General features: G+C 69.9%; 15 protein-coding genes. 1 reads left to right on the top strand and 14 read right to left on the bottom strand.

Annotated elements, in window-relative coordinates; genetic code table 11:
• Positions 1-201 precede the first annotated feature (201 nt).
• The gene (locus ACVTJA_RS17815; RefSeq protein ID WP_465837623.1) at positions 202-2,325 is read left to right on the top strand and encodes a M4 family metallopeptidase; all 2,124 of its coding nucleotides are present in this window, start codon (positions 202-204) and stop codon (positions 2,323-2,325) included.
• 82 nt (positions 2,326-2,407) lie between these two features.
• On the opposite strand, the gene ACVTJA_RS17810 is transcribed toward ACVTJA_RS17815, so the two are convergent.
• From ACVTJA_RS17810 to ACVTJA_RS17745, 14 genes are all read right to left on the bottom strand, one after another.
• The gene (locus tag ACVTJA_RS17810) at positions 2,408-2,716 is read right to left on the bottom strand and encodes a DUF1330 domain-containing protein (RefSeq protein WP_465837621.1); all 309 of its coding nucleotides are present in this window, start codon (positions 2,714-2,716) and stop codon (positions 2,408-2,410) included.
• A 20-nt stretch (positions 2,717-2,736) separates the two neighbouring features.
• Positions 2,737-4,746, bottom strand: a complete 2,010-nt coding sequence (locus ACVTJA_RS17805; RefSeq protein ID WP_465837620.1) for a GYF domain-containing protein — start codon at positions 4,744-4,746, stop codon at positions 2,737-2,739.
• A gap of 301 nt (positions 4,747-5,047) precedes the next feature.
• Positions 5,048-5,506 (bottom strand): GNAT family N-acetyltransferase, encoded by a 459-nt coding sequence (locus tag ACVTJA_RS17800; protein ID WP_465837618.1) that lies wholly within the window; start codon positions 5,504-5,506, stop codon positions 5,048-5,050.
• 8 nt (positions 5,507-5,514) lie between these two features.
• Positions 5,515-6,930: an NAD(P)(+) transhydrogenase (Re/Si-specific) subunit beta gene (locus tag ACVTJA_RS17795; protein WP_465837617.1), complete on the bottom strand. Its 1,416-nt coding sequence runs from the start codon at positions 6,928-6,930 to the stop codon at positions 5,515-5,517.
• Positions 6,927-7,220, bottom strand: a complete 294-nt coding sequence (locus ACVTJA_RS17790; RefSeq protein ID WP_046713014.1) for an NAD(P) transhydrogenase subunit alpha part 2 — start codon at positions 7,218-7,220, stop codon at positions 6,927-6,929. The genes ACVTJA_RS17795 and ACVTJA_RS17790 overlap by 4 nt, the downstream gene beginning before the upstream one ends.
• Before the next feature lies 1 nt (position 7,221).
• On the bottom strand, positions 7,222-8,364 hold the full coding sequence (locus tag ACVTJA_RS17785; protein WP_465840430.1) for a Re/Si-specific NAD(P)(+) transhydrogenase subunit alpha: 1,143 nt from the start codon (positions 8,362-8,364) through the stop codon (positions 7,222-7,224).
• A 109-nt stretch (positions 8,365-8,473) separates the two neighbouring features.
• Entirely contained in the window at positions 8,474-8,893 is a 420-nt protein-coding gene (locus ACVTJA_RS17780; protein WP_465837616.1) for an STAS/SEC14 domain-containing protein, read from the bottom strand.
• 38 nt (positions 8,894-8,931) lie between these two features.
• Positions 8,932-9,354, bottom strand: a complete 423-nt coding sequence (locus ACVTJA_RS17775) for an STAS/SEC14 domain-containing protein (RefSeq protein ID WP_465837615.1) — start codon at positions 9,352-9,354, stop codon at positions 8,932-8,934.
• A 32-nt stretch (positions 9,355-9,386) separates the two neighbouring features.
• On the bottom strand, positions 9,387-10,070 hold the full coding sequence (locus ACVTJA_RS17770) for an STAS domain-containing protein (protein WP_465837613.1): 684 nt from the start codon (positions 10,068-10,070) through the stop codon (positions 9,387-9,389).
• A gap of 31 nt (positions 10,071-10,101) precedes the next feature.
• A complete protein-coding gene (locus ACVTJA_RS17765) occupies positions 10,102-10,599 on the bottom strand; it encodes an STAS domain-containing protein (protein WP_465837612.1) in 498 nt (165 codons plus the stop codon).
• A gap of 3 nt (positions 10,600-10,602) precedes the next feature.
• Entirely contained in the window at positions 10,603-11,175 is a 573-nt protein-coding gene (locus tag ACVTJA_RS17760; protein ID WP_465837611.1) for a SpoIIE family protein phosphatase, read from the bottom strand.
• Positions 11,166-11,921, bottom strand: a complete 756-nt coding sequence (locus ACVTJA_RS17755; RefSeq protein WP_465837609.1) for an ATP-binding protein — start codon at positions 11,919-11,921, stop codon at positions 11,166-11,168. The genes ACVTJA_RS17760 and ACVTJA_RS17755 overlap by 10 nt, the downstream gene beginning before the upstream one ends.
• Positions 11,918-12,301, bottom strand: a complete 384-nt coding sequence (locus tag ACVTJA_RS17750; RefSeq protein WP_465837607.1) for an ATP-binding protein — start codon at positions 12,299-12,301, stop codon at positions 11,918-11,920. Before ACVTJA_RS17750 ends, ACVTJA_RS17755 begins: the two co-directional genes overlap by 4 nt.
• A gap of 294 nt (positions 12,302-12,595) precedes the next feature.
• Positions 12,596-13,429 carry a class II glutamine amidotransferase gene (locus tag ACVTJA_RS17745; protein ID WP_465837605.1) on the bottom strand — a complete coding sequence of 278 codons (834 nt, stop codon included), beginning with the start codon at positions 13,427-13,429 and terminating at the stop codon, positions 12,596-12,598.
• Between the last annotated feature and the right edge of the window lie 47 nt (positions 13,430-13,476).

The raw sequence follows: 13,476 nt of genomic DNA, 5'->3' as shown, positions 1-13,476 counted from the left end.
CGCGGGGCAGGTCGTTGGACAGGGAGCCGGGGACCCAGGTCATCGAGGTGGATGCCCCTCCAACAAACTCCCCTGAAAACCCGAAAGCCTTCGCCTGACTTCCCGGGTTGTATCAAATCAATAAATTTTTCGACGCACAGCGCAACTTTGACGGTGCGGGCCCGACAATTCAGTACCCCCAGCCGCACGGAGCCCCCCACCATGAGCGTCCGCCGTACCGATGGCCCGAAGACGGTCAACCTCCGCCCCACCACCACTGAGACGCAGCCGAAGAACACCGTGAAGGCTGGGGCCGCGAAGCCCCTCGTCATCCAGGACGGCTTCGGACCGGCCCCGCGCCGCACCGAGCTGGCTCGCGCGGAGCAGACGCTGACGCCCGTGCCCCCCAAGCCCGGCCGCCTTGCCCTGGCCAGCAAGGACGCGCAGGCCGCCATCCAGACTTCGCTCGCGTACATCGGCCCGGGGACGCCGTCGCTCGCGAGGCCGGCCGACACCTACGTCCCGAAGAACGTCGAGCGCGATGAGCTGGGCATGACGCACGTGCGCCTGGACCGCGTGCACGAGGGCGTGAAGGTCTTCGGTGAGCAGCTCATCTCCCACCTCGACAAGGACGGGAAGGTGACGAGCATCACCGGCGAGCAGCCCGCCATCCCCTCCGGCCTCGGCAGCGAGAAGCCCAAGCTGTCGCCCGCGCAGGCCATCGAGGTGGCGCGCAAGGAGTTCGGCGCCAGGCCGGACAAGCAGCCCAACGCCGAGCGCGTCATCTACAAGGACCCGTCCACCGGGAAGTACCAGTCCGCCTACCGCGTGGAGATGGACCAGATTGCCGGCCAGGAGAAGCCGCGCCGGATGAACTACCTGGTGGACGCCAACACCGGGAAGGTCCTCAACCGCTACAACGAGATTGACGGCTTCTCCGTCTCGAAGAAGGGCGCGAAGGCCGCCACCGCGACGGCCACCACACCCGAGACGAGCGCCACCGCCACGCCGAAGGCCGCCATCGGCGACCTGGGCACCGTCACGTCGAAGCTGAAGCTGGACGGCGACGTCACCGTCGACAAGCTGAAGCTGGACCTCGACATCAAGCACACGTACCGCGGCGACCTGACCGTCACCCTCACGAGCCCCTCCGGCAAGAGCGCGGTGGTGCACAACCGCACCGGCGGCAGCGCGGACGACCTGAAGGGCTCGTTCGACCTGACGGCCTTCGCGGGCGAGAAGGCCAAGGGCGAGTGGACGCTCACGGTGAGCGACAAGGCGCGCGGCGACACGGGCGTGCTCAATGGCTGGGGCCTGAAGGCCACGGGCAAGCCGGAGACGCAGCCCACGCCGGGCCCGACGCCCACGCCCTCGGGCACGGCGGACGACACGTCGCTCTACAGCGGCAAGGTGGCGCTCTCCACGAACAAGAACGCGGACGGCACCTTCAGCCTCCACGACTCCACGCGCGGCAAGGGCGTCATCACCTACGACGGCCAGAACAAGGCGCAGGCCAGCGGCTCGGTGGACTTCAAGGACAAGAACGACGTCTGGGGCGAGACCGGTGACGATGCGCGCTCGAAGGCGGCGGTGGACGCGCACTACGGCGCGGCCATGACGTACGACATGATCAAGAACGTGCTCGGCCGCGACTCGCTCGACGGCGCGGGCGAGAAGCTCGTCTCGTACGTGCACGTGGACAAGAACCTGGTCAACGCGTTCTGGGACGGCGAGAAGATGAGCTACGGCGACGGCGACGGGAAGGACGCCGGCCCGCTCACCGCGCTGGACATCGCCGGGCACGAAATCGCGCACGGCCTCACGGAGCGCACCGCGGGCCTCATCTACAGCGGCGAGTCCGGCGGCCTCAACGAGGCCATGAGCGACATCTTCGGCGCGGGCGTGGAGTGGTACGCCTCGCAGAAGAACTCCGACGTGAAGTTCAACTGGACGGTGGGCGAGACGGCGTGGACCCCGGGCAACGGCAACACGGACGGCCTGCGGTACATGAACGACCCGACGAAGGACGGGTACTCCATCGACAACTACAAGAACTACCCGAAGCAGCAGGAGGTCCACGGCTCCAGCGGCATCGCGAACAACGCGTTCTACCTGCTGGCGAACGGCGGGAAGAACCGCACCTCCGGCGTCGAGGTGAAGGACGGCATCGGCATGGAGAAGGGCCTGAAGATCTACTACCGCGCCCTCGCCCACTACATGACGCCCAACACCACCTTCAAGCAGGCGCGTGAGGCCACCATCAAGGCCGCCACCGACCTGTACGGCGCCAACTCGACGGAGCTCCAGAAGGTGAAGGAGAGCTGGACCGCCGTCGGCGTGAGCTGACGGGTCGTTCAGGACGGGTGTGCGGCCCGCGGCCCCGGGCCGCCCCGTCCGGTGCGCGGGGACGTTGGGAGGACGGGCGAAATCAGGGCGGCACGGCGCCGACGGGCAGGCCCTCGGCGAGAACCATCATCGAGTGGGTGCTGGACTGGCGCAGCGCCTTGGCGGGCGCGTACTCCGGTGAGCTCCACCAGGCGCGGGCCTGCTCCACGTTGGGGAACTCGAGGATGACGAAGCGCGGAGGCTGCCACGTGCCCTCGAGGATTTCCGTCGCGCCTCCGCGCACGAGGTAGCGCCCGCCGTACTGCGCAATCGACGGCGGGGCGAGCTGCTTGTAGCGCTCGTAGGTCTGCGCATCGTGCACGGCAATCTGCACCACGACGTAGGCCGGCATTCAGGCTCCTCGAGGTCTGCCTAGAACACGAACGGGAAACGCACGGGACCGCCCTGCGACTGGTGCCGGGAGAAGTTCCACGCGCGCACCTTGTCCTCGATGCAGAAGGCGAGCGAAGTGCCCTTGACGGACGCGGTCTCGGTGATGACATCGGTCACCCGGCCGCTCGGGAGGATGGTCCAGCGCACCACCACCCGGCGCGGAGGCTTCTCCCCCACGGCGCACGAGGCGATGTCCGCCGTGTTCGCGGCCACCACCTCGTAGATGTCGGTCTCCGGGAGAATCTCGCGCGGCGTCGACGGGTCCGGCGGCACGTAGACGTTGCGCTCCGGGGGGCCGCTCACGGCTGGCGGATCCAGCAGCTCGCGCTCGTAGTCCTCGTCCGGGCCCACGTCCGACTTGGGCTCCGCCTTCGCGGCGGCGGCATTCGGCTCCGTCTTGCCCGGAGCTCCGCCCACGGGCGACTCCGCCGTGCGCTTCGCGAGCGCGGCGCCGGACGCGGCCTGCGGGTCTCCCTGTGCTCGCGAGGGATAGCTGCCCGTCGGCAGCGGAGAGGACAGCACCGAGTTCGGCGCACGGTCGACATCATCCACGTCGTCACTGCGCGAGCCCGTCAGCGTGGGCAGGCTTCCACCCCGGTCGATTCCAACGGCGCCCAGCGGTGCGCGCGAGGGGCTCGCGCCGGCCCCTGAGGACACGGACGCTCCCGAGGTCCCCGAGGCAACCGTGGCCGCGAGGCCGCTTCCCGCCGCTCCCGAGGTCTCCCCGCCGGTCCCCTTAGCGGAGGTGCTGGCGATACCACCGGCGGCGCCCTGCCCTTCGCCGGTCGCCGCGCCACCCGTATTCGAGATGACGGGGGATTCAGTACCGCCAGCGCTCGGAGTGGCAGACGCGCTCCCGGAAGCGGAGGGCTCCGTGCCGCCAGCGTTCGGAGTGGCGGATGCGTTCCCGGAAGCGGAGGCCTCCAACCTGGGAGCGTCCTCGCGGAGGCCGAACCGCGCCGCGAGCCCACGGACGTCCACGTTCCCCAGCAGCCCCATGGCCACGGCGACCGTCAGGCCGCCCACGACTCCGCCTCCAGCCACGAGCCACACGGCGCCACGCCGCCGCGCGCGCTCACGGCCCGCCTTCGGTTCATCCGTCAGCACGGCGTGCATCGCCGCCGGAGTCACGGACGTGTCCTGTTCCGTGGTGAAGCCAGCGGCCTGCACCTGCGCACCCGCGAAGCCACCCTCCTGCCGAGGCGGGGCCACGGGTACTTCCTTCTCCGTGGTGCTCTCGGAGTCGACGCCCGCCGAAGCAACGCCAGCGGACTGGAGCTGCTGGGCCGCAGGGCCCTGCACGCCCGAGCCCGTGACGCCAGGCATCGCGCCGGCCACAGGCATCCCAGCGGCCCCGCTTCCCACGGTCGCGCCTGCCACCGGCCCCGAGGAAGCCACGGGCGCGGACGTCACCTCGTCCGCCACGGCTCCCGCCGCGATGGCCCGCAGGACCTCGGCTCCCTTCAACCCGGAACGGGCCCGCTGGGCACCGGCATCCGCGGGCGCGTCCACCGCCGGCACCTTCTCCTCCGGCAGCGGAACGACGGTCCCCGCCAGCTCCGGCACCTGGGACAGCGGCAGCCACGCGCTGAAGCCCTCGCGCCAGCACAGCGAATCCGGTCCCAGCTCACCCTTTTCCCAGAAGGCCTTCAGCGCCGCGGCGTCATGCGGCCCCGAGGCCTGCGTGCCGAGCGCGACGTACCACGCATAGCTCGGCGCCTCCGGGGGCGGAGGCTGCGGCGTGGGCATCGCGGACACGAGCGGGCGTCCACGATGCAGCCGCTCGGACATCATCTCCCCGCGCGAGCGCGACTGCGCCGCGGGCGCCATGGTGCGGCGCTTGTCCGTGCGCAGCTTGCTGACGATGGCATCCAGCTCCGCGTCGGCCACACCATCCAGCACGGGCGAGGAGTCGGTGTCCGGCTCCTCCGAGCGGCCTTCCCGGGAGCCGCCCGGCTTGGCGCTCCCATCGCCTGAGTTGCCCACCATGCACCGCTCCTTGCCAGAACCCGATCGACGACCCGCTCCGCCACCCTCTGACTCCCCAATGGAATGCCCGCGGGCGGATTCGTCAACGGAGAGCGACTGCGCGAAGGTGGACGAGGTCCCCACTTTAATCGGAGCCCCGACGAAAATATCCGCCTCCGTTCTGGCATCGTCATCCCACTGTGCGGCGCCCGCCCACAGTGGCCCAGTCACGCCTCCAGCGGCTCGAGGCGCTCCGTCCGCCACATGACACCCGCCCGCACGAGGTCCGAGCAGGCGTCCCGGCGACAGGAGTGACGCGGAGTCAGAGGTCCTTCTGGAGCACGACGTAGGTGGGCGAGGCGTACCCCGCGTGGGTGCCGTAGCTGAGGAAGGCGTAGCCCTGGCGCCCGTACCAGTCCTGGTGGTCCTTGAGCGCCAGCCGCACGTTGAGTCGCACGGGCGTGGGCCCCAGCGCCCGGGCCCGGGCCTCCACCGCCTCCATCAGCGCGCGGGCCGTGCCCCGCCCCCGGAAGGGCGGGAGCACCGCCAGCCGGTCCAGGTACACATGGTCCGGCTTCACGTGGAAGAAGACGCAGCCCACCGGCCCGGAGGGCTCCTCGGCGATGAGGGCGCCTCCGTCCCGAAGCTCGCGCAGCACGACGTCCTCCGTCTTGCCGTGCGCGCTGGAGGGCGGATCCAACCGCCCCCGGTACTCCTCGAACGACTCCCGGAGCAGGCGGGCCAGCAACGGGGCATCCGCCGGAACCGCTTCACGAATCATCGTCCGCGCTACTCCTTCAACGCCGCGGTGAACTGGGAGATGGTCTTCTTGGCGTCACCCAGCACCATCATCGTATTCGGCCGGACGAACAACTCGTTTTCGATGCCCGCGAACCCCGGGTTGAGCGAGCGCTTCAGCACCAGACACGTCTTCGCCATGTCCGCCGACAGAATCGGCATGCCGTAGATGGGGCTGCTCTGGTTGCTGCGCGCGGCGGGGTTCACCACGTCATTCGCCCCCACCACCAGCGCCACGTCCGTCGCCGCGAAGTCATCGTTGATGACCTCCAGGTCGAAGAGGTGGTCGTACGGGACGTTCGCCTCGGCGAGCAGCACGTTCATGTGTCCGGGCATGCGGCCGGCCACCGGGTGGATGGCGTAGCGCACGTCGCAGCCGTTGGACTGGAGCGCGTTGGCCAGGTCTCGCACCGCGTGCTGCGCCTGGGACACCGCCATGCCGTAGCCCGGCACCACGATGACGGAGCGCGCCGCGCGGAGCACCTCGGCCGCCTCCTCCACCGAGCCCACGTTGGGCGCGGGCCCGGAGGACGCCGCTCCCGCCGTGACCGCCTTCGCCTCGGGCTCCGCACCGAAGGCGCCGAAGAGCACGTTGGCGAACGAGCGGTTCATCGCCTTGGACATCATCATGCCGAGCAGGAAGCCGGAGAAGCCGTCCAGCGCGCCGCAGATGATGAGGACGTTGTTGCCCAGCGCGAAGCCCGTGGCCGACGCCGCGAGGCCCGCGTACGAGTTGAGGAGGCAGATGACCACCGGCATGTCCGCGCCGCCGATGGGCAGCACCAGCAGCACGCCCAGGAGCACGCCCAGCGCCGCCACGGCGTAGAAGGCCCACGACGCCTCCGGCGAGTAGACGAGCAGCCCCACCAGGCCCAGCGTGCCGACAATCAGCAGCATGTTGGACGCGTTCTGCCCCGGGTAGGTGACGGGCTTGCCGGTGATGAAGCCCTGCAGCTTGCCGAAGGCCATGAGGCTGCCGGTGAAGGTGAGCGCGCCGAGCGCCACCTCCAGGCCGGTGGCCGTCACGGCCAGCGTGGTCATGTGCGGGCCGCCGTGCTCCAGGTACTCGACGACGCCGACCAAGGCCACCGCGAGGCCGCCGAAGGCGTGCGACAGGGCGATGCGCTCGGGCATCTTCGTCATGGGAATCCACAGGCCCATGCCCGTGCCCACCGCCGAGCCGATGAGGATGGAGAGGATGATCCACTCCCAGCGCACGATGACGCCGGACACCTCCATGCCGTACAGCAGCGTGCCGACGACGGCGGCGAGCATGCCCACCTCCGCCAGCAGCACGCCCCGCCGCGCCGTCTGCGCGTCGCCCAAGTCCTTCAGGCCCAGCACGAAGAGGATGGAGGCCGCGAGGTACAGCAACTGGACGAACGTCTCCGTCAGGGAGAGCGTCATCGCGCACCGCCCTTCTTCTTGAACATGCGCAGCATGCGGTCGGTGATGAGGAAGCCGCCCACCACGTTGATGGTGGCCGCGAGCACCGCCACCGCGCCCAGCACCGTGGACACCGTCCCGTAGTGACCGCCCGCCGCCAGCAGCGAGCCCACCAGGGAGATGCCGGAGATGGCGTTGGTGAAGGCCATCAGCGGCGTGTGCAACAGGTGCGGCACCTTGGAGATGACCTGGTAGCCGGTGAAGGCGGCCAGGAAGAACACGTACAGGCCGAAGATGAGCGTCAGCGACATGTCAGGCCACCTCCTTCAACGCCACGTCCGCCACGGCCGGATGGACGATGTCCCCGCCGCGGGTGATGAGCATCCCCTTCACGATTTCGTCGGCCGTATCCAGCTTCAGCGCGCCGTCCTTGTCCGTGACGTGCGCCAGCAGCTTCTCCAGGTTGCGCGAGTACATGGCGCTGGCGTGCACCGAGAGCTGGCTGGGCAGGTTCTTCTCGCCGATGACGGTGACGCCGAAGTCCGTGCGGTAGCGCTCGCCGGGGCGGGTGAGCTCGCAGTTGCCGCCCTGCTCCGCCGCGATGTCCACCACCACCGAGCCGGTCTTCATCCGCCGCACCATGTCCGCCGGCAGCAGCAGCGGCGCGCGCCGCCCGGGCACCTGCGCGGTGGTGATGACCGCGTCGGACTTCGCCACGTGCGTCGCGAGCACCTCGGCCTGCTTCTTCCTGGCCTCCTCGCTCAACTCCTTCGCGTAGCCACCGGAGCCCGCGCCGTCTTCAATCTCGATGTTGACGAAGCGGGCGCCGAGGCTCTCCACCTGCTCCTTCACCACCTTGCGGACGTCGTACGCCTCCACCACCGCGCCCAGGCGGCGCGCGGTGGCGATGGCCTGCAGGCCGGCCACGCCCGCGCCCAGCACCAGCACCTTGGCTGGCGGAATGGTGCCGGCGGCCGTCATCAGCATGGGGAACAGCTTCGGCAGCGCCTCCGCCGCGAGCAGCACCGCGCGGTAGCCCGCAATCGTCGCCTGCGAGCTGAGCACGTCCATCATCTGCGCCAGCGTGGTGCGCGGCACCATGTCCATGGCCAGCAGCGTCACCTGCCGCTCGGCGATGGCGCGCGCCAGCTTCGGGTTGGCCAGGGGGAACGCCAGGCTCGCCAGCACCGAGCCGGACTTCAGGAGCGACACCTCGTCAGGAGTCGGAGGCTGCACCTTCAGCAGCACGTCCGCGGCACCGTAGACGGCGGCGGCGCTGGACTCGATGCGCGCTCCGGCGGCGCGTAGCTCCTCGTCGGAGCACTCCGCGCCCAGGCCCGCACCGCTCTCGACCACCACTTCGTGCTTCTTGCCGACGAGGCGTTTCACGCTCTCCGCCACGAGCGCGACCCGCCTTTCGCCCGGCACCGTTTCACGGGGAATGGCGATGATCATGCCGGGCAGCATAGGCCATCACGCCCGGTTACTTCCTTCCAGACCCGGGGTGTACTTCCCGAGTCGTACGGCAATCACCCTCCGGTACGAGGGGAGCGTCCTGAAGACCTCAGGCCGGCTTCTTCGCCTTCGCGGCCTCGCGCAGCCCGGCGACCCAGGCCTTCGCGTCCTCCTCGGTGGCCACCATGGTGAACTCGACGGCGGCCGTGCGCCCCATCAACTGCTGCGCGCGAATCATCATGTTGACCATGGTCCGCATGGCGAAACTGGAGCCGAACAGCACCGAGCCCGCGTAGGGCATCAGGTCCGGCTTCTCGCCCAGCAGCTTGCGCACGTCCGCGGACATGCCCGAGCCCTGCCGCGAGTCGGTGATGAGGTAGAGCGTGGGATGGTGCTTCTTCAGCTCGTTGGCGATGGCGTTGGATTCCTCCAACAGCTTCATGTCGTAGACGCCCACGGTGACGAGCCGCAGCGTGTCCGGCTCCTCGAACCACATCTTGTGCGGGCCCAACGTCCAGACGGCTCCCATGGCTTCGGCTCCTCTAGAGAATCAGGAAGGGGTTGGGTTCAGGAGGCCGGCTTCACGCGCGCGGCCTCGCGCAGCTGGGCCACCCAGGCCTTCGCCTCGTCCTCGGTGGCCACCATGGTGAAGGGGGTGCTCACCGTGCCGCGGCCCAGCAGCTCCGCGGCGCGAGTCATCATGTTGACCATGGTGCGCACGGCGAAGTTGGCGCCGAACACCACCGTGCCCGCGTAGGGCAGCAGCTCCGGCTTGTCTCCCAGCAGCTTGCGCGCCTCGGGAGACATGCCCGTGGACCGGCTCATGTCCGAGATGAGGAAGAGCGTGGGATGCGTCCTCTTCAGCTCGCTGGCGAGCGCGGTCGACTCCTCCAGCAGCTTCAAGTCGTAGACGCCCACGGTCTGGAGCCGCACGGTGTCCGGCTCCTCGAACCACATCTTGTGAGGACCCAGCGTCCAGATGGCGTTCATGGCGGTGCTCCCTGTCCGGGCTCGGGCGAGCGTCAGCGCTGCGTGTTGGACGTGCCGGTGGTGTGCTTGCGCAGGTGGAGGAAGCAGTCGCGCAGACCTTCCTTCAGGCTGCTGAGCGTCTTCACCTCGCGCAGGTCCACGCCAATCTGCACCAGCGTCTGGGCGATGAGCGGGCTGATGCCCGTCACCACGCAGTACGCGCCCAACAGGCGCGCGGCGTTGACCATCTTGATGAAGTGGTTGGCCGTCATCGTGTCCACCACCTCCACGCCGGTGATGTCGATGATGACGCAGCGGGCCTTCGACTGGACGATGCGGTGGAGCAGCCGCTCGGTCATCTCCACCGAGCGCTGCGTGTCCACCACGCCGACAATCGGCAGCGTGAGGATGTCCTCCCACAGCTCGATGATGGGCGTGGACAAGTCCCGGATGGCCTCGCGCTGGCGGTCAATCGTGCCGAGCTTCTCCTCCAGCTCCCGGTGGCTCGTCGCCAGGCGGGTGAGCGCCTCCTCGTGCTCGCGGCGCGTGGTGGCCAATTCGCGCACGAAGACGTTGAGCGTCTCCTCCAGCGCCGCCAGCTCGTCCATCTCGTGGATGGGGATGGTGGTGCGCTCGGGGGAGAACTCCCCCACGGAAATCATCGACAGCACGTCGATGATGCGGCCGATGCGCTCGGGGCTGATGGTGAGAAGGTCCTGCTTGGGAAGGGCGCTCATGGTGGGGGTGGGGTTCCTCTTCCTTCGGACTTCAAGCGGAAGGCTTCGTCACGGGTGAGGGCGCCAGGCCGAGCATCTCGTCGGCCAGGGCCATGGAGGCCTCGCGCTCGGAGTCGGCGCCGCGCGCGCCCACCACCTCGACGCCGAGCAGCGCCAGGCCTTCCTCCAGGCCCAGCGCCGTCTCCACGCCCTCGAGCTGGATGCCCATGCTCTGCAAGGTGAGCGCCACGTCCGCGCCCATGCCGCACAGCACGGTGCGCGTCCCCATCAGCCGCGCCGAGGCGGCCAGCCGCGCGAGCACCGCGCACAGGTGGCTGTCCACCAGCCACAGGCCGGAGATGTCCACCACCATGCCGCGCGCGCCGATGCGCTGGATGTCGCGCAGCACGTCCGAGCACAGCTGCGCGGCCTGGGCGTCGGTGATGTCCCCCTGCAGCGGGACGATGAGGTTGCCCCAGAGGGGGATGATGGGAATGCGGGACGTCTCACGGTCGGGGCGGGAGCCCCCGGGGAAGTCGTGCTGGCTCATGAGTCAATTCTCCACGTCCGCCACCAGCACGGTGGCGTCGTCCGAAGGGCGGGCGTAGCGCTCCATGAGCAGCACGCAGGCCTCGTTGGGGGGAAGCTTCCGAGCGTATTCCAGGTCCAACCGGGAGCTCAGCCCGTCGCTGAAGAGGACGAGCCGGTCTCCCGGCACGAGCGCCGCCGAGGCGGTGCGGAGCGAGCGCATGGACTGCCCGAGGATTCCAGGGGTGGGCACCACCGGCACCCGCGTGCCGCGCGTGCGCAGCTCCACGTTGCCAACACCTCCACACTGGAGCGTCTTCCCGTCGAACAGGCCCACCATGATGGCCGCGCCCCGGCCATTGCGCAGGGCCGCGTGCGCCGCCTCCATCAGCGGCTCCACGCCGCCGTCCAGCGGCGTGCGCTCCAGGCAGCGGCCCGCTTCGGCGGCGACCTCCGCCGCGGCGGCGCCGTGGCCCAGCGCGTCCACCACGGCCAGCAGGGTGTGGGTTCCTTCCTGGCGCACCAGCGCCATGTCGCCGTTCCGCACCTCGCCGTGCTTGGGGCGGGACTGCCAGGCGACGGAGAGCTTCACAGCCATACCTCGAAGTCCACCTGGGTGCCCGAGGGGCCGGTGCGCACGTCGAACTTGTCCGCCAGCCGCTTCACGCCGAGGATGCCCAGGCCCATGCCCGTCTTGCTGCGGTAGGTGCCGGACAGCACGCGCTCCAGGTCCGGAATGCCGCGGCCCTGGTCCTCCGCGCGCACGCGCAACAGCCGCTTCGGCGTCTGCTCGGGGGTGAGCTGGATGGTGCCACCGCCGGCGTAGGCAATCTGGTTGCGCGCCAGCTCGCTCACCGCCGTGGCCACCTTCTGGCACTCGTAGCCGCGGCCGCCCATGGCCTCGCACATCATCCGCGCCGCGAGCCGCGCGTGGCTGGCGTCCGCCTCGGTGCGCACCAGGTACGTCGTGGCGCGGACCTGGGGTCCGGCGGGGGCCGGAGCCGGCGCGGCGGCGACGTGGCTGCCCTGCGCCGGGGTGCCACTGCCACCGGGCTTCTGCGCGGCGGGCGTGGCCGTGGGGTACAGCGCCGACACCGCGCTGGCGTTGGGCGTGGCCAGCGTGCGCAGCTGCGCGGCGAGCTGCGGCCTGCGGGCGGGGTCCACGAAGTGGCGCGTCGCCGGCTCCAGCGCCTCGATGACGCGGGGCAGCTCCGCGGAACCCACGGACTCGGCCGACAGCCGCAGCGGCTCCAGCGTACCGCGCAGCACCAGCCGCGCGGCCGTCTCGGACATGAACTGCTGCAGCACCCGCAACAGCTCCGTGCACATCGTGCCCCGGCTCACCGGTGCCTCCTGTTCTCCAGAATCACGCGCTTGCGGGCGACCACTTCCAGGCCGCCGCCCTCGCGGTTGCACACGTGGACTCCATCCGTCAGCCGCATCACCGCCGCGCCACCCTCACCCAGGCTCTCGCCCGGCAGCGGCCCGGGACGTCCCTCGCCGCGCCCCATGAAGAGGCGCGACGGGTCCGTCATACCGGGGCCACGGTCTCTCGAGCGGATGAAAAGGAACTCGCCCTCGCACCACAGCTCCACCGTGCCACCCGCGCCGGCGTGACGGACGAGGTTGGTGGCGAGCTCACTCACCACCACCGCCACCTCCGCGCTGGCCGGGGCCGTCAGCCCCACCTGCCGCGCGAACCGCCGCCCCAGCGCCGCCGCCACCGCCGCGTCCGACTTCAGTCGGACCTCTACGGAGAGCGGAGCCTCAGAATCTGAGAATTGAGGGAGAGGGGCCGGCAAAAAGAGTCATCCCAGATGAAAAATTTCCGTAAATTAAGCACCCTCACGATGAATATGTAAAGTGGTGCACATCTCACCCACTACAACCCACTTCCATTCCTGGGAAGCTCGGGCTAAAATCCACGACTTTTGTGAATTGGGACCCGGCTTCACCGGATTCATCCGCGAAGCTCTGGGTTTCCGGTTCTACGCCGGGTGCTGCGCCCTCCTCGCTCGTCAGGCCGCGTGGAGGTGCTTCACCTGGAGGTCCGGCCCGACGACCAACGTGGTGCCCTGGGCCAGCTCCACCCAACCCGCGGGGCGCTTCACGTGACTGGCCACCACCACCGTGTGGCGGCGGCGGTGAGCGCCCACCGCGGGCTGCGTCTCCGGCGTGCCGGCGGTGAGGCCGCAGCGCTCGCACTCCGCGGTGCCCTCCAGCCGCGTATAGAAGAGCGGCGCCTCGCCGAAGCGGCACGCCACGAGGACGAAGCCGTTGGTGGCCACGAGGTTGAGCGTGGAGGTGCGGGTGATTCCCGCGTCCGCGCCGGCCTTCGCCACCTCGCGCGCGGTGTCCGCCAGGAGCTGGCCGGCGACCTGGGCCTCCAGCCTCGGGTCATCCGTGCGGCCCACGTCGCGCAGGTGGCGCAGGAAGAGGGCGAAGAGCACCTCGCTGTCGGTGCCGCCGCGCACCAGCCGCCGCAGGTGCTCGGGCAGCGAGGCCATCAGCCCCGCGCGCAGCTGCTCGAAGCCGTTGACGCTTCCCTGGTGCGCGAAGAGCCAGCGGCGCGCGCGGAATGGCTGGGTGTTGTCCTCCAGCGACAGCCCCAGCGGCAGCCTGCCGCCGTGGAACAGCAGGGCCTCGGACTCATGCGGGGGCGCGAGCGAGTCCAGCGTCAGCTCGCCGTCGCCCGCGAAGCGCCGCAGCAAAACCTCGTCCTGCGCATAGGCGCCGACCCCCAGGGCATTCGAGCGCTGCTCTCCTTGAAGGAGCACCTGACTGGCGAGCCGCTGCAGCTCGCAGCGGAGCAGGTTCGGGTCGGACGTCAGGGCGGCGAGGACGACGGACATGGATGAAGACCCCCTTCCCAGAGATAGATAATGACGCCAACCTCCCC

The sequence above is a fragment of the Pyxidicoccus sp. M6 genome, from assembly GCF_055568925.1.
This window is presented reverse-complemented; position numbering and strand designations above follow the sequence as displayed.